General features: G+C 64.8%; 13 protein-coding genes and 1 pseudogene. 2 read left to right on the forward strand and 12 right to left on the reverse strand.

All coding sequences use genetic code 11. The annotated features are described in order from the left end of the window. Positions 1-62: 62 nt before the first annotated feature. The 3 genes from WKB88_RS08430 to WKB88_RS08440 form a co-directional block, all read right to left on the reverse strand. Positions 63-755, reverse strand: a complete 693-nt coding sequence (locus tag WKB88_RS08430; RefSeq protein ID WP_341394087.1) for a MazG nucleotide pyrophosphohydrolase domain-containing protein — start codon at positions 753-755, stop codon at positions 63-65. Then, positions 748-1,905: an adenosine deaminase gene (locus tag WKB88_RS08435; protein WP_341394088.1), complete on the reverse strand. Its 1,158-nt coding sequence runs from the start codon at positions 1,903-1,905 to the stop codon at positions 748-750. The genes WKB88_RS08430 and WKB88_RS08435 overlap by 8 nt, the downstream gene beginning before the upstream one ends. 127 nt (positions 1,906-2,032) lie before the next feature. After that, a complete protein-coding gene (locus tag WKB88_RS08440; RefSeq protein ID WP_341394089.1) occupies positions 2,033-3,364 on the reverse strand; it encodes an NtaA/DmoA family FMN-dependent monooxygenase in 1,332 nt (443 codons plus the stop codon). Positions 3,365-3,478: 114 nt separating this feature from the next. Between WKB88_RS08440 and WKB88_RS08445 the strand changes: the two genes are divergently transcribed. Then, positions 3,479-3,871 carry a MerR family transcriptional regulator gene (locus WKB88_RS08445; protein ID WP_341394090.1) on the forward strand — a complete coding sequence of 131 codons (393 nt, stop codon included), beginning with the start codon at positions 3,479-3,481 and terminating at the stop codon, positions 3,869-3,871. 88 nt (positions 3,872-3,959) lie between these two features. Here WKB88_RS08445 and WKB88_RS08450 read toward each other — a convergent pair whose 3' ends face one another. Then, positions 3,960-5,366 carry a DHA2 family efflux MFS transporter permease subunit gene (locus WKB88_RS08450; RefSeq protein WP_341394091.1) on the reverse strand — a complete coding sequence of 469 codons (1,407 nt, stop codon included), beginning with the start codon at positions 5,364-5,366 and terminating at the stop codon, positions 3,960-3,962. Positions 5,367-5,681: 315 nt separating this feature from the next. Here WKB88_RS08450 and WKB88_RS08455 point away from each other — a divergent pair. Next, positions 5,682-5,924, forward strand: a pseudogene (locus WKB88_RS08455) (NAD(P)-binding domain-containing protein); the annotation flags it as partial. A 569-nt stretch (positions 5,925-6,493) separates the two neighbouring features. Here WKB88_RS08455 and WKB88_RS08460 read toward each other — a convergent pair. From WKB88_RS08460 to WKB88_RS08495, 8 genes are all read right to left on the reverse strand, one after another. Then, entirely contained in the window at positions 6,494-7,186 is a 693-nt protein-coding gene (locus WKB88_RS08460) for a DedA family protein (RefSeq protein ID WP_341394252.1), read from the reverse strand. Positions 7,187-7,327: 141 nt separating this feature from the next. Further along, the gene (locus tag WKB88_RS08465) at positions 7,328-8,617 is read right to left on the reverse strand and encodes a thymidine phosphorylase (RefSeq protein ID WP_341394092.1); all 1,290 of its coding nucleotides are present in this window, start codon (positions 8,615-8,617) and stop codon (positions 7,328-7,330) included. After that, positions 8,614-9,051: a cytidine deaminase gene (locus WKB88_RS08470; RefSeq protein WP_341394093.1), complete on the reverse strand. Its 438-nt coding sequence runs from the start codon at positions 9,049-9,051 to the stop codon at positions 8,614-8,616. Before WKB88_RS08470 ends, WKB88_RS08465 begins: the two co-directional genes overlap by 4 nt. 52 nt (positions 9,052-9,103) lie before the next feature. Beyond that, positions 9,104-10,393 (reverse strand): ABC transporter permease, encoded by a 1,290-nt coding sequence (locus tag WKB88_RS08475; RefSeq protein WP_341394094.1) that lies wholly within the window; start codon positions 10,391-10,393, stop codon positions 9,104-9,106. Beyond that, positions 10,390-11,757 carry an ABC transporter permease gene (locus WKB88_RS08480; protein ID WP_445818887.1) on the reverse strand — a complete coding sequence of 456 codons (1,368 nt, stop codon included), beginning with the start codon at positions 11,755-11,757 and terminating at the stop codon, positions 10,390-10,392. The genes WKB88_RS08475 and WKB88_RS08480 overlap by 4 nt, the downstream gene beginning before the upstream one ends. Further along, positions 11,754-13,298 (reverse strand): ABC transporter ATP-binding protein, encoded by a 1,545-nt coding sequence (locus WKB88_RS08485; RefSeq protein WP_341394095.1) that lies wholly within the window; start codon positions 13,296-13,298, stop codon positions 11,754-11,756. Before WKB88_RS08485 ends, WKB88_RS08480 begins: the two co-directional genes overlap by 4 nt. A 132-nt stretch (positions 13,299-13,430) precedes the next feature. After that, positions 13,431-14,546, reverse strand: coding sequence for a BMP family lipoprotein (locus WKB88_RS08490; RefSeq protein WP_445818888.1), 1,116 nt, complete (start codon positions 14,544-14,546; stop codon positions 13,431-13,433). A 339-nt stretch (positions 14,547-14,885) separates the two neighbouring features. Then, positions 14,886-16,052, reverse strand: a complete 1,167-nt coding sequence (locus tag WKB88_RS08495) for an amidohydrolase (RefSeq protein ID WP_341394255.1) — start codon at positions 16,050-16,052, stop codon at positions 14,886-14,888. Between the last annotated feature and the right edge of the window lie 40 nt (positions 16,053-16,092).

A 16,092-nucleotide genomic window follows, 5' to 3' on the forward strand; every position in this document is an offset into this window, starting at 1 on the left:
GTAGTAAGGCCCCGCACCGCCATACGGGTGGTTTTCCGGGGCCCGGAACGCGGCCGGAGCCGCTAGCGGCGGTTGGTAAAACGGCCGACGGCGGCGCGCAGCGCGGCCTCGGCGTCCAGCCCTTGGGCCTGCGCCCGGCGCACGACGTCGAACAGGTGGTCACCCAGCTCATCCTCGCTGTTCCAGGACGCCGGCGGCGGCCCCTCCGCTTCAGCCGGCAGCACCGGCACCCCGGCACGCCGGGCCCGGTCCTGCACCTTCGCGGCCAGCAGGAGGGCCGGAAGCCCCGCGGGAACACCGTCGTAAGGGGAGGTCCGCTCCGGCTTTTCCTGCTGCTTGACCCGGTCCCAGGCCCGTTCAATTTCTGCCGGATCATCCGTCGTCTCTGCCCGGAGGGTTCCGTCAGGGGCAAACACATGCGGATTGCGACGGATCATCTTCGCTGTGAGCGACTCCACTACGTCGCCGATGCTGAAATGGCCCATTTCCTCCTGCAGCCGGGCGTGCAGCAGGACCTGGAACAGGACATCACCCAGTTCCCCCGCCAGTTCCTGTGCATCTTCCGGTCCGGTGTGCCCGGATTCCACCGCCTCCACCACCTCATAGGACTCTTCGATGAGGTATTCCAGCAGGGAGCGGTGGGTCAGGGCAGCCGTCCAGGGACAGCGTTCGCGCAGGACGGCGATGACCCCGGCCAGACGGGCGAACCGCCGGCCGAGGTCATCGCCGGAGGCGACGGAAGCCGAATCAGCCACGGGCCTGGTTGAAACCTTCCGTGACATAGGCGGCCAGCGCATCGCGCTCTTCCAGGGGAAGGAAGGCTGCATCAACGGCATTCATAGTCAGTTCCAGCATGTCGTCCAGGTCATAGTCGAACGTCTCCGCCAGCAGCTCAAACTCGCCGGTGAGGGTTACTCCGCTCATCAGGCGGTTGTCGGTGTTCACCGTGACCTGGAATCCGGTCTGGTACAGCAGGTCGATCGGATGGGATTCGATGTCCCCGCCAAAGGACTCGACGGCACCGGTCTGCAGGTTGGAGGAAGGGCAGATTTCGAGCGGAATGCCGCGGTCGCGGACCCATCCGGCCACCTGTCCGATACTCACCATGCCCACCGCGGTGTCGCTTCCCCCGTCAACTCCGGGAGCGTCGTCGGCCTCGAAGTCCACCTCGATGTCCTCGGCGATACGCACGCCGTGCCCCAGCCGAAGCGCACGCCCGTGCACGAGGGCATCGCGGATGCTCGCCACCCCGGCGGCTTCGCCGGCATGCACGGTAACCGGGAACTGGTTCTCCGCCAGGTAGGTAAATGCCTCCGCAAAGCGCGCGGCAGGGAACCCGTCTTCGGCGCCGGCGATGTCGAACCCGACGGCGCCGCTGTTCCGGTGCCGGACGGCGAGTTCAGCAATTTCCATCCCGCGGTCGGCGTGGCGCATGGCGGTGATGAGCTGCCCCACCTGGATCAGGCGGCCGCCGGCTTCCACCGCGTCCACGCCCGCGTTCAGGCCTTCCTGCACGGCTTCGACGGCTTCATCAAGACTCAGGCCGCCCTGCAGGTGCTGCTCGGGCGCCCAGCGGATCTCGGCGTAGACAACGCCGTCGTCCGCCAGGTCCTCCACGAACTCCCGCGCGACGCGGGCAAGGTTTTCGCGGGTCTGCATGACGGCAATGGTGTGGTCAAACGTTTCCAGGTAGAGCGGCAGCGATCCGGAGTCCGCGGCTTCGCGGAACCATTTGCCGAGGGCCACCGGATCGGTGGAGGGGAGCTCGTGCCCCGCCGCCTCGGCCAGCTCGATGATGGTGGCCGGCCGCAGGCCGCCGTCGAGGTGGTCGTGCAGCGAGACCTTGGGCAGGCTCCGGATGTCGAGGAACGGGTCAGATGCAGGAAGCAGAATAGGCTCAGTCACGCTGCCAACTCTACGTGAGCTGCGGCACTGTCCCGGCCATTTCAACGGACCCAGTTACGTCGCCAGCTGCTCGCTGTTTCCTCGGAGACACCACCTAAGTCCCGTCTTGGTGTCAGCGGAGATCTCATCAGACGAAATCTGCGAGCCGCAGGTCGAGCCCATACTGGGCGGGGGCACCGAGGTGGTCGCGGAGCGTACTGCCTTCGTAGTCCCGGTGGTAGATGCCGCGGGCCTGCAGAAGGGGGACGACTTCGTCGACGAACGTGTCGATGCCGTCCTCGTTGACGTCGATAGAGACCCAGAATCCGTCGCAGGCGCCGGCGTCGAACCACTCCTGCATGTGGTCCGCGGTGGCCAGTGCGTCGCCGACGGGGGTGGGGTGGTAATCGATGACGCCGTGGGCCAGGATGTCGCGGATGGTCCATCCTTCCCGCGCTACCTGCAGTGCTCGTGCGGAGCGGGGATCGAAAGGACTCGGTGAGGCGGCCTGCAGCTGGGCGGGTGTCAGGGATTCATCAAGTTGACCGGCGTCGAGCTGCAGGTTCAGCATCGAGCCGAGGTAGGGCACGCGGGATGCTGCTGTGAGCTCACCCAATTGCACGCGCCGGTCAAGAGCGGCCCGTTTGTTCTTGCCGATGGCAGGCATGACTCCTGCGAAGAACTTAATCTCGTCCGGGTTCCGGCCCGCCCTTCGGGCGGCGTCACGGTAGGCCTGGCGCTGGTTGCGGGCTTCTTCTATGGTGAACACTGCTGCGATGACGCCGCTGGCGTAGCGTCCGGCCAGTTCAAGCCCGTTCTCGCCTCCGCCGGCGGAGAAGATGACGGGTTGGCCCTGCTCCGAGGGTGGGATGGGGAGCGGCCCGCGTGAGGCAACGTATTCTCCCTGCATGTTGATCGGCTGGATCTTATCGGGGTCGGCGAAGTGACCGGTTTCCTGATCTTTGATCCACGCGTCCTGCTGCCAGCTTCCCCAGAGAGCCTGGGCGATCTGGATGGTTTCGTGAGCTCGCTGGTAACGCTGCTGCCGCGGCGCTACAGCTTGTCCGAAGTTCGCTGCAGCGGCAGGGTCGCTGGTCGTTACTGCGTTCCACCCGGCACGGCCGTGGCTCATCACGTCGAGGGCCTTGAATTGGCGGGCAAGGTTGAAGGGCTCATTGAACGTTGTAGAGCCGGTGGCGACAAGACCGATGCGCTTCGTAGCGCGGGCGATTGCCGCAAGCGTCATCATAGGTTCGAGGGTGATCTGGGGAGCTGCGTTATTCAGGCCGGACTGCAGCCCGGGGAAATCGGGGAGGAACAGGAAGGCGAACTTCCCGCGTTCGGCGGCCTGAGCGTAGCGGACCTGAGCGTCAAAGCTGGTGTAGTTAGCCGGGTCCACGCCGGGTGCACGCCAGGCGGAGCCCTGCGATCCATATCCGTTGCCCAGATGCATACCCAGAATCATGTGTGGTTTGGTCATTGGTCCTCCTCGTACAGCTGTTCGCGGGCTTCTCATGATGGTGCTTGTCCAGTGTCAACGTTGCCATTAGTGTTAAGGTCAAATCGTGCAGGGCTTGGAGAATCGGAGGGCGTTATGCGCATTGGCGAGCTGGCCAAGGAGACCGGTGTTCCTGCCCGGATGCTGCGGTACTACGAGGAGCAGGGCCTCATTTCGCCGCGTCGCCTGTCTAATGGCTATCGGACGTACGACGAGTATCTGGTTGATCGAGTGAGGAAAATCCGGGGGCTGGTGGATGCCGGGATTCCGACGCGGATCATTTCGGACATCCTGCCGTGCCTGGATCAGCCACAGACGATTGTCGTGAAAAACGCCGAACCCGGGCTGCGGGAGCTCCTTTCCACGGAGCGGGACCGCATGACGGAGAAGATCGATTTCCTCATGCACAACCGTGACGCAATTACCCGATACATCGAAGCGATCGACCGTGCTGCCGTTTCTCCGCGCCAGGCGGCGCAGGCCGGGTAGCCAGAGAACACCTATCCCAGGGCAAGTGAGCTTCTTCGTCCGCTTCATGCCCGTTTAGGTTGCGGCGGCCCTGTAGTCACCGCTCTGTTCAGGATCCTTCTGCTGCGGGGCGGGCCTTGCTGACGAACAACGTGCCAATGACGGCGCCGGGGGCGAGGATCGCAGCGACAGTGAATGCGGCCCGTCCGGCGGCGATGCTCTGAGCCGGGTCGAGCACGCCCGCGTGGGATGCGTTCGCTCCGATGGTGAAGGCGGAGATGAGGATAGCCCCGCCGGCGGCGCCCGCCAGTTGCTGGACTGTGGAGAAGGCGGCGGTGCCGTGGGAGTGCAGCTCGGTTGGCAGTGAACCAAGAGCTGATGTGGTCATCGGAGCCCACATCAGTGCTTGAGTTCCGGTGATCACCAGATACGTGCCCAAAGCCAGCACTACGCTGGTGTTCTCATCGATCGTGGACAGGAACCAGATGGACGCCGCCCAGATGATCGAGCCGGGAATCGCCAGGGGCTTCGGGCCCACCTTGTCATAGACGCGTCCGCCCAGTGCGGAGACGATTGCGATCATGGCCCCGCCGGGGAAGAGGAACAGGCCCATCTGCAGGGTGTTCAGCCCGAGGACTGCGGTCAGAATCAGAGGTAGAACGAGGACGACCCCGAAGCCGTTCATTGCGACGAAGGTCATCACGATCGTGGGCATGACGAAGGCGCGTGTCGTGAAGATTCGCATGTCGAGGAATGCTTCCTTGTGCCTCTGCAGCCTGACCTGACGGTAAACGAACGCGCCCACGCCACTCAATCCGACGAGGATCGGCACGTACGGGGCGACAGGCGCGTGGCCGGAGACTGACTCGCCAATGGACGCCAGCCCGAAGACCAGCCCGCCAAAACCGATGATTGACAGCAGCAGGGACGCCACATCCAGGGTGACCCGTTCAGGTACGGTGACATTCCGCAGCTTCACGGCGGCGAGGATCAGTGTCGTGACGATGACCGGCAGCATGAGGATGAACAGCCACCGCCAGCTCAGCTGGGACAGGATCAGCCCGGAGACGGCGGGGCCGACGGCCGGTGCGATAGCGGGAACCGCTGTGACGAGGGCCATCATTCTGCCCCGGCGCGAAACGGGGACCAGACGCATGGTGGTCGTGATGAGCAGGGGCACGAACACCGCGGTGCCCGCCGCCTGGATGATGCGCCCGGCGAAGAGCACGCTGAACCCCGGAGCGATAACGGCGATGACCGTACCGATCAGGAACAGCGTCATGGAACCAAGAAAAATCGCACGGGTAGTGAACCTTCGCATCACGAACCCGGTGGCAGGGATGAGCACGGCCAAGGTCAGCAGGTATCCCGTCGTCAGCCACTGACCTGTCGTTGGAGTGATGTCGAGGGCGGCAATCAGCGTCGGAAGGGCTACGCCCAGCATCATTTCATTCAGCAGGACAACGAAGGTTGAGACCATCAGCAGCCCGATGATCATTGCACTGCCCGGCGCCATCCGATCATCGGATGTAAGGGCGCGGGTGTCACGTACTGTCTCTGGGTGCACGGCTAAGGTGGGTTCGTTTGGGCTGGGTGCCGACATGGGGCTCTCCTGATTGTGTGCATCTGCACTGACGGGCGCTTCCGGCGAAAGCGAGGGGCGCCAAACCATCGTGCAACCTTCTCATTAGTGAGAAGGTCAAATTCGCATGCACCGTTGTGACCAAGCGCACCGGCCGACGGGCACCTCCGCTGGCATCTCTGCTTGACCTTGACACCGCTGGAAGGTTGGAGACTTGATGCTCGGCTTACTCCACGAAAGGACTTTCAGATGAAAATCGGCATTCTCGGTGCAGGCTCAATCGGTTCGACGCTTGCACGCAAGCTCGCCGCTGCAGGACATGAGGTCAAGGTTGCCAATTCACGCGGACCGGAAACGATTGCGGCGGATGTCCTCGCCACAGGTGCGACGGCGGTTAAGGCCGCAGATGCGGTGCAGGACGTGGAAGTCCTCATCACATCGATCCCTCTCCGCGGGATGCCTGCACTCAAACCCCTCATCGCCGACGTCTCCGGGGACACGGTCATCATCGACACGTCGAACTACTACCCGGCCAGGGACGGGCGCCTGCAGGCACTCGAGGAGGGACAGGTCGAGAGCTTGTGGGTCGCCGAACAGCTTGGTCGGCCCGTAGTGAAAGCATGGAACGCCATCCCGTCAGGCACGTTCGATGCCAAAGGCGCACCGGCAGGAGACTCGAATCGCCTGGCGATCCCCGTCGCGGCCGACGATGAGGCGGCCAGGGAAACCGCAATGACGCTGGTGGAGGAAACGGGGTTCGATGCCCTCGACGCGGGCTCGCTCGCCGATTCCTGGCGTCAACAGCCCGGGCCCCTGCATACTGCACCGAGCTCAGACTCCAGGAAATGCCGGCTGCCCTGGCCGCAGCTGACAAGGATGTGCTCCCCGAACGTCGGGACAAAGCCATGGCAGTCATCGGCACGCGGATGGAGGCCGGAGATTCGTTGGCCGTTGCCGACCTTGTGGCAATTAATCGGGCCATTTACACGTAGGAGAAAGCCTTTGCGGGCTTATCGGGGCGGTGCCGCTCGGCGGCACCGCCCGCCCAACCAGCAGCGGCGTCAGGGCGTTTCGGCGGTCTTGCCGGCCGGGGCCGCTTCGGCGGCGGGAGCCGTCTCCCCAGCGGGGCCTGCGGCTGCCGATTTGGGTGTCTTCAGCGGCGTCGGGCCGCGCAGCTTGGTGATGATCCGGTCGATGATCAGCCCAAGGACCATGGCGATGGCGATGGCCACCACGACTCCCAGCAGGTGGTTGTCCTTGAACCAGGCACCGGCCAGCGCTCCGATGGCAACGCTGTAGCCTGCCCAGACGACGGCCGACATGGTGGTGAGGATGATGAATACCCGGCGGGGAAAACCGGTGGCTCCGGCGGTGAGGTTCACGACCACCCGGCCGATCGGAATGAAGCGGGCAATCAGGATCAGTGACACGGCGCGCTTGTCGAGTTCCTTGCGCGCCCACACGAACCCGCGCTGCATCCGCGGCCCGCGCATCCAGCGGTACCGCTCGGTGCCGATCTTCCGGCCCATCAGATACGCCAGATTGTCTCCCAGGAACGCTCCGCCGGCCGCTGCAGCGGCCACCAGCCAGAGGTTGGGACCGGCGCCGGTACCCACCAGCGCTGACATGCCGACCACCAGCGATTCGCTGGGGACCGGCGGGAAGAACCCGTCGATAAGGCAAAACGCGAACAGTGCGAGGTAAACCCACGGCGCATCGGCGGATGTCAGGATGAAGTTGTTGATACTGTCCACTGCGGCGCTCAGCACGTCCAGTCGGCTCCCTAGGATCGGTCTCTGGTATCTACAACGATGCCACCAACGCATTGGTGCCCGCCAACCGCGCTGCCGGCCTCCGCGGAACGGGCCCTGGGCAGCGGGGTTGGCGGGCGGCCGCTACCCGATGCGGTCGATGATCAGCTTCTGTGCCGGGCGGGAGCCTTCGGGAGCAATCACGACGGCGTGCTCCAGGGCCTCGCGGGCACGGTCGAACTTTTCCGGGGTATCCGTGAGCAGCGTCATCAGCGGCTCTCCGGCCCGGACCACGGAACCGGGCTTGGCATGCATCCGGACTCCGGCCCCGGCCTGCACCTGGTCTTCCTTGCGCGCGCGCCCGGCTCCGAGCCGCCAGGCGGCAACGCCCACGGACAGCGCGTCCAGTTCCACCAGCACGCCGTCGGCGGGGGCAAAGATGGTTTCGGATTCCCGTGCCTGCGGCAGCGGAGCCGACGGATCCCCGCCCTGGGCGAAAATCATGCGGCGCCACACGTCCATGGCGCGGCCGTCCCGCAGGGCAGCGGCCGGGTCAGCGTCGCGGATTCCGGCTGCAGCCAGCATTTCCTCCGCGAGCCGTACGGTCAGTTCCACGACGTCGTCCGGCCCGCCGCCGGCGAGCACTTCCACGGATTCCTCCACCTCAATGGCGTTGCCGGCGGTGAGCCCGAGCGGGGTGGACATGTTGGTCAGCAGCGCGACGGTGTTTACCCCGGCGTCCTGGCCCAGGGCCACCATCGTTTCGGCCAGTTCGCGCGCGTTGGCTTCGTCCTTCATGAACGCGCCGGACCCCACCTTCACGTCGAGCACCAGCGATCCCGTGCCTTCGGCGATCTTCTTGCTCATGATGGAGGAGGCAATCAGCGGGATGGCCTCCACGGTTCCGGTGACGTCGCGCAGTGCGTACAGCTTCTTGTCCGCCGGAGCCAGGCCGGTGCCGGCCGCGCAGATGACGGCGCCGACGTCGGCCAGCTGGGCCATGATTTCGTCATTGGACAGGTTGGCCCGCCAGCCCGGAATCGCTTCGAGCTTGTCCAGGGTGCCCCCGGTGTGGCCGAGGCCCCGCCCGGAAAGCTGCGGCACGGCGACCCCGAAGACGGCTACCAGCGGCGCCAGCGGCAGGGTGATCTTGTCCCCCACGCCTCCGGTGGAGTGCTTGTCCGTGGTCGGTTTCCCGAGCGAGGAGAAGTCCATCCGGATCCCCGATGCGATCATGGCCGCGGTCCAGCGGGAGATTTCCTGCCGGCTCATGCCGTTGAGCAGGATCGCCATGTTCAGCGCGGCCATCTGCTCATCAGCGATGGCGCCCCGGGTGTACGCGTCGATGGTCCAGTCGATCTGCTCCGGCGACAGGGTGCCCCGGTCCCGTTTGATTCCAATGATGTCGACGGCGTCGAACTGTTCGCTGCTCATGCCTTCTCCTGCTCTTCCAAGTGCTGCGGGCCAAAGGCATCCGGGAGGACCTCGTCCATGGTGCGGATGCCGCTTACTGTCATCAACTGCATTGCCGGTGCCCGGAATTCATAGAGCAGCTGGCGGCACCGTCCGCACGGCATCAGGATCTCCCCCGCGCCGTCAACGCAGACGAAGGCGGCCAGCAGCCCGCCGCCGGTCATCCGCAGCGAGCTGATCAGGGAGCATTCGGCGCACAGCGTCAGCCCGTAGGAGGCGTTCTCCACGTTGCAGCCGGAAATTACCCGTCCGTCGTCGGTCAGTGCGGCCGCGCCCACCGGATACTTCGAGTACGGCACATAGGCGTGGGCCAGCGCTGCGCGCGCTGCCTCGAGAAGTTCGGCCCACTCGATCTCCGGCACTGCCGGGGCGGGGATGCCCGAGTCTGCATTCATAGTGTTTCCTTGCTGGTCTGCTGCTGGTTCGAAGGACAAAGCGGGTTCCGGGTCAGCCCTTGATGTACGGTATTCCGCTGGCCGCCGGCCCACGCGATTTACCCACAACGCCGGCGACGGCGAAGATGGTCACCACATAGGGCAGCATGGCCAGGAACTGGTTCGGGACCGGTGTGCCGAGCAGGCTCAGCACGGACTGCAGGTTTGACGCGAAGCCGAAAAGCAGAGCTGCCAGGAGCGCGCCGATCGGATTCCACCGGCCCAGGATGAGGGCTGCGAGGGCGATGTAACCCTGGCCGGAGGTCATGTCGCGGTTGAACGAAGACACCGACACGAGGGTGAAGAACGCCCCGCCGACACCGGCTACGGCGCCTGCGGCCAGGACATTCAGGAACCGCATGCGGTTTACGTTGACGCCCAGCGTGTCGGCAGCCTTGGGGTGCTCCCCCACCGCGCGGGTACGCAGGCCCCACCGGGTGTGGAAGAGGCCGAAGTAGATGGCCGCGACCGCAATGTACATCAGGTAGCCGATGACGGACTGGTCGAACAGGATCGGGCCGATGATCGGGATGTCGGCCAGCAGCGGAATGCGGATGGACGGCAGGCGCGGCGGCGCGTTCCACTTTGCGGTGTCGGCGCTGAGCACCGTCGAGAACAGGAACCCGGTGAGTCCGGAGACCAGGACGTTCAGGACAACACCGACGATCACCTGATTCACGATGTACTTGATGCTGAACACTGCCAGCACCAGCGAGACCAGCACTCCGGCCACCGCGGCGGCGAAAAGCCCCACGAAGGCGTTGCCGGAGAGCGTTCCCGCCACGGCGGCGGCAAACGCACCGAAGAGCAGTTGGCCCTCGATGGCGATGTTCACCACACCCGACCGCTCGCACAGCACGCCGGAAAGAGCGCCGAAGATCAGCGGGAAGGCGAGCGTGAAGGACCCCGCCAGCAGTCCGTAAATGGCGACGCTGGGGCTGCGGGCGCTGCCCACGGACCAGGTGAGGAACGCGGCGATGAAAAAGACCGCGAAGATCACGATCAGCCAGGCCGGCACGTGCTGGAACCGGCTGACCAGGATTGCGGACCAGGCAGCCGATGCCAGCAGCACCACCGAGGAAATCCAGCCCAGTACAGGGGCGGAGACCACAATATTGGGCAGCTGGATGGCGGCGTTCGGCTCGGTGAGGCGGAACGTCACCTCCGCGGAGGGTGAATTGAGTCCGAAGAGAAAGAACCCGAGAACGGCGAGGGCTCCCAGGATGACCGGGACCTTCCAGCTGCGGATTGCCTGCGCCGCGGCCGGTTTGCCGGCGGAGGCGAGGGTGGTTGCGGTGCTCATGCTGTTCCTCCGGCTGCGGTGGTGTTCTTGGCGGTGCGTTTGCCGGACGTCTTGAATGCGCCCGGCGGCGGGATCCTGAAGATGGAGCGAACCAGCGGCGGCGCCGCGATGAACAGGACGATCAGCGACTGGACCACCAGGACAATGTCGATATTGGTTCCCGTGCTGGTCTGCATCGTCACTCCGCCGGCCCGGAACGCACCGAAGAGGATGCCTGCCGCAAACGTTCCCCACGGGGAGGAGCGGCCGAGCAGGGCCACGGTAATGGCATCGAACCCGAAGCTGGCGGCAACCCCGGAGGTGAGCACCTTCTCGGTGCCGGAGACCTGCGCGACGCCGGCGAGTCCGGCCAGGGCGCCGGCAATGAGCATCACGATCACGTAGCCCTTGGTGGTGCTGATCCCGGCGTTCCGTGCTGCGGCCGGGTTGGCGCCCACGGCGCGCAGCTCGAAGCCTACGGTGGACCGGTTGAGCAGCCACCAGATGAAGACTGTCGCCGCCACGGCCATCACAAAGCCCCAGTGCAGACGGAAGCCCGCTCCCAGCAGCGGCGGGAACATGGCGGTTTCATCCAGCTGGGGACTGATCGGGTTGGTGGACCCCGGGCGCTGGAAACCCGGAGTGGTGAGCAGGAAGAGCACCAGCTGGATGGCGATGTAGTTGAGCATGATGGTCACAATGACTTCGTGCGCGCCGGTCCTGGCTTTGAGCAGCCCGGCAATGCCGCCCCAGATGGCACCGCCGAGCGCGCCGGCGATCACCACCACAAGCAGGTGGAGACCCACCGGGAGGTGCCAGCTGAAGCCGACCCACGCGGCCAGAGTGGCACCAATGATGATCTGTCCCTGTGCACCGATGTTGAACAGGCCGGCACGAAAGGCCAGGGCCACGCCGAGTCCGGCGCAGATCAGGGGTGTCGCCACTGTCAGAGTCTGGGTCAGCGGGTAGATCATTCGGGAAAAGGTTTCAGCCTCGAAGTTGAAGACCGACCCCTGGAACAGTGCGATGTAAGCGCTTGACGCTGCGGACCATGCCGCAGCGAAGAGGTCCGACGGGCGGCTGAAGAAATAGGACGCCGCCTCACCTACTTCCTCGTCGGTGAGGGCTATCAGCAGTCCACCCACGACCAGCGCCATCAGCACCGACAGGACAGAGACCATCGCATTGCCGGTAATGATCCGGCGGAGGACGGAGCCGTCGTCACCGTCCGGACGCAGTTCGGACTCGGGGACGGGGACCGGCGGGGGCGGGAGCGCTCCCCCGGCGGTTTCCGCAGCAGTCAGCAGCCGGGTGTCCTCAGCTGCCGCCTCCTCCTTGAGGTGAGCGGATTCGCTGTGGTGCCTGTTATCTTTCTCCGGGCTCACTGCGCCCCTCCCTCAGTTTCGCTTTCGTGCGCAAGTGCTTCTTCAGCGGGCATCCCGGCCATCATCAGGCCCAGGACGTCGCGCGAGGTGTTGCCCGGGACAATCCCCATCAGCCTGCCGCCGTAGAGCACCGCTATGCGGTCTGCCAGTTCCAGGACCTCGTCCAGCTCGGTGGAGACGATCAGGACCGGGGTTCCGCCGTCGCGCTCCGCCACGATCCGTTTGTGCAGGAATTCGATGGAACCGACATCGACGCCGCGGGTGGGCTGGGAAGCGATGAACAGCGACAGCGGGCGGGACAGCTCACGGGCCATCACCACTTTTTGCTGGTTGCCTCCGGAGAGCGTTCCGGCAGCTGTGTGGGCCGACTGCGTCCGAATATCGAATTCCTCGATCTTCTCGGCGGCGTTGCCTGCCACGACGGAGGGACGCATGGACAGGCCCCGGGCGAACGGAGCTTTGTTGTAGCGGTTGAGGATCAGGTTTTCCGCCACGGTAAAGGGGCCCACCAGACCGTCAACGCTGCGGTCTTCAGGCACGAAACCCACGCCGGCCTCGATAATCTGGTCCACGCGGCGGCCAACAAGTTCCTTGCCGTCAAGGCTGATGGAACCGGAGACGTGGTCCTGCAGCCCCATAATGGCCTCGGTCAGTTCCGTCTGGCCGTTGCCCTGGACACCGGCAACGGCAAGGATTTCTCCCTTGGCGATGTCAAAGCTGAGGTGATCCACGACGGGCTGGCCCGTGTCCGCCAGCACGACGAGGTCGCGGACGGAGAAGGTCTTGGCGCCGGGTTCCGCCGGAGCCTTGTTCAGCGTCAGGTTTACGGAGCGGCCCACCATCATGGAGGCCAGTTCCGTGGTTGAAGCGTCGGGCGACGCATCGCCGACCACCTTGCCGCGCCGGATCACGGTGATGACGTCCGAAACGGCCTTGACCTCGCGCAGCTTGTGCGAAATGAAGACCACCGATTTCCCGTCTGCGGTTAGCTGGCGCATGATGGCCAGCAACTCATCCGTTTCCCGGGGCGTGAGCACGGCTGTGGGCTCATCCAGGATCAGGACTTCAGCGTCCCGGATCAGGGCTTTGATAATTTCCACCCGCTGCTGCACCCCTACGGGGAGGTCTTCCACGACCGCATCGGGGTCCACATCGAACCCGTACTGGTCTGAGATTGTCCGGATGCGCTCACGGGTGGTCTGCAAATTCAATGCACCGGCGAACGAGGTGGTTTCGTGGCCCAGGGCCACGTTCTCCGCGACGGTGAAAACCGGAACCAGCATGAAGTGCTGGTGGACCATCCCGATGCCGGCTGCCATCGCATCGCCGGGACCGGAGAAGACAACTGGTTTATCGTTGACCAGGATCTGGCCCTCGGTCGGTTCATAAAGACCGTAAAGGACGTTCATCAGTGTCGACTTGCCGGCGCCGTTTTCGCCGAGCAGGCTGTGGACCTGCCCCGGTTCAATCACCAGGTCAATATGGTCGTTGGCCACCAAGGTGCCGAAGCGCTTGGTGATGCCCTGAAGTTCGAGTTTCACAACCCCAACCAATCTGTTTGTGTCGTTGTGGGCGTTCCCGAGGGAAGACTACCCGGAACAGAATGAACCGCCGCCCGCCCCGCTGCAACGCAGCCGGACGAACGGCGGTTCAGGAAAGCAGTCGAGCCCGTGCTACTTGGGGCTGGCAGCTGATTCCACAGTGATCTCGCCGGAAATGATCTGGTCCTTGATCTCGTCAACCGCGGACTTCACGTCGGCGGGAACCGCGCTCTCCTGGTCATGGTAGGGAGCCAGTGCAACGCCGCCGTTTTCCAGGGTGCCGATGTACGGAGTGGCGTCGAAGTTGCCCTCGACGTCGGTCGTGATGACCTCTTCCACTGCCTCGCCCATGAGCTTCATGACCGAGGTCAGGATGAACTCGGTGCCAATGTCGTTCGTCTCGAAGCCGTCCGAGTCAACCCAGACAACCTTGTTGCTGCCGCCGCCGGCGTTGGCTTCCACCACGGCGTCCAGGGTGCCGGAGCCTACCGGACCGGCAACGGGCATGATGATGTCCGCACCTTCGTTGAGGAAGTTTTCAGTGGTGGTCTTGCCGGCGCCGGTATCAGTGAAGTTGCCGATGAAGGAGCCGGTCTGGTCTGCCTTGTTCCAGCCCAGGAGCTCGACGTCGGCACTGTTCTGTTCGTTGTAGTACTCCACGCCGTCAGCGAAGCCGTCCATAAAGATGGTGACCGTGGGGATGTTGATGCCGCCGTACGTGGCGACCTTGCCCGTCTCGGACGTGCCGGCAGCAACATATCCGGCCAGGAATGCGGCCTCAGCCGTGTCGTAGATGATGGGCTTGACGTTCTCGAGGTCGATGCTGTTGTCATCGACAATCGCGAAGTTGCTGTCGGGGTTGGCCGTCGCAACTTCCTTGGTTGCATCGGCCAGCAGGTACCCCACCGTAACGGTGAGGTTGCACCCTTCGCTCATCATGGAGTCAAGGTTCGGCAGGAAGTCCGTCTCTGACTGGGACTGCGCTTCCGAGATCTGGATGCCGAGGTCCTCCTCGGCCGCCTTCAGGCCCTCGTAGCTTGACTGGTTGAAGGAACGGTCATCAAAGCCGCCTTCATCGGAAACGATGCAGGCCCGGAAGTCTGACCCGGCTGCTGAGGCCCCGGAGCCGGTGGACTCGGCCTCTTCCTCGGGTGCGGCGCCGCAGCCGGAGAGCAGGAGCGCCGAGACGCCGAGCATGGCGGCGGAAACGCCTGCGTTGCGCTTGAAGCTGCGCGGGAAGTTCTTCAATGTTCCTCCAGGAATGAAATGGTTTCCACGCGCTGGATTCTTCTAGGCAGAGCACTCAGGAGTGAGCGTTCCGGCGTCGCGTGGTGCAGCGTTCCGTCCGTCGTTGGACCGCGGCATGCCTATCCTATGGGTAACGCCGGTCACTGTGAGACAGATAACGCTCCACGCAGGACATTGTTTACATGTTGTTATTATTTGCAAGCAAATGACGCGGATTGTCTCGGCATGACGTGCTACTGCGTCGCGTTGGCCCGGGGGCCCAGCGAGCGGGCAGCGTCCATCCCGGGGCGCGGGAGCTGAACCAAGTGCAGGAGCTGAACCAGGTGTGCAGGGCCGGTACTAGTGGCGCACGCCCCGGGCGGCACGCACGGCCGCTGCTGCCATGACGCTCACGCCGCAGCTGATGGAGAGCTCATCGGGGTTGTAGTCGCCGCGGTGCAGGTCGTAGGTTTCACCGCCGGGGGTCCGCGTGCCCAGCCGCATCAGGGCGCCGGGAACGGCCTGGGTCATCCAGGCGAAGTCCTCCCCGCCCATCGACTGCGGGGCCAGGACTATGGAGTCCTCCCCCAGCTCGGCGCGGGCTGCAGCTTCGATCAGACTGGTTTCCGCATCGGTATTGATCACCGGCGGCACGCCCCGGGTGTGTTCCAGACTGACCTCCACACCAAAGGGGGCCGCAGTCTGCCGCACGACGTCGTCCAGCAGTTCGCCTGCCGAGTACCAGGCTTCTGCATCCAGGCAGCGCATGGTGCCGGACATGAAGCCGTGGCCCGGAATGGCATTGGGTGCGGAACCGGCATGCATCTGCCCCCAGACCACTGACACGCCGCTGCGCACGTCGATGCGGCGGGAAAGCACCGCCGGGACGCTGACAGCGATCTCCGCCAGCGCGAAGACGAGATCCTCCGTCAGGTGGGGCCGGGAAGTGTGCCCGCCGCGGCCCGTCAGCTCGATCCGGACGGTGTCCGACGCCGAGGTGATGGCGCCGATGCGCGTACCCACCTTGCCGGCGTCGATGCGCGGGTCGCAGTGCAGTGCCACGATGCGCGGCAGTCCCTCCAGTACGCCCTGCCGGATGACTCCCAGCGCGCCGCCGGGCATGACTTCCTCCGCAGGCTGGAAGATGATCCGGACGCGTCCGCCGAGGTTTCCGGCGGCGTCCATCCTGGCGAGGACCTGCGCCACTCCCACCATGACGGTGGTGTGGATATCGTGGCCGCATGCGTGGGTAATGCCTGTGTTGACAGAGGCGTAGGGAAGGTTGGTCTCTTCCAGCACGGGCAGCGCGTCGATGTCCGCACGCAGCCCGATCCGGAGCGGGCCCTCCCCGATGTCGACATAGGCACCGGTTCCCTCCAGCCGGACGGGGTGCAGCCCTGCGGCTTCCAGAGCCTCGACAATCCTGTCGGTGGTGCGGAATTCCTTGGTTGACAGTTCCGGGTGCCGGTGAAGGTCCCGCCGGAACGCGAGCAGCTCTCCCAGCAGCGGAGCGACGCTTCCGCGCATCGACGGTACCGGGGAACTGTTCAGTGGGATAGTAGGCACA

Source organism: Arthrobacter sp. G119Y2 (genome assembly GCF_038069765.1).
In the GTDB taxonomy this organism is placed as follows: Bacteria; Actinomycetota; Actinomycetes; order Actinomycetales; family Micrococcaceae; genus Arthrobacter_B.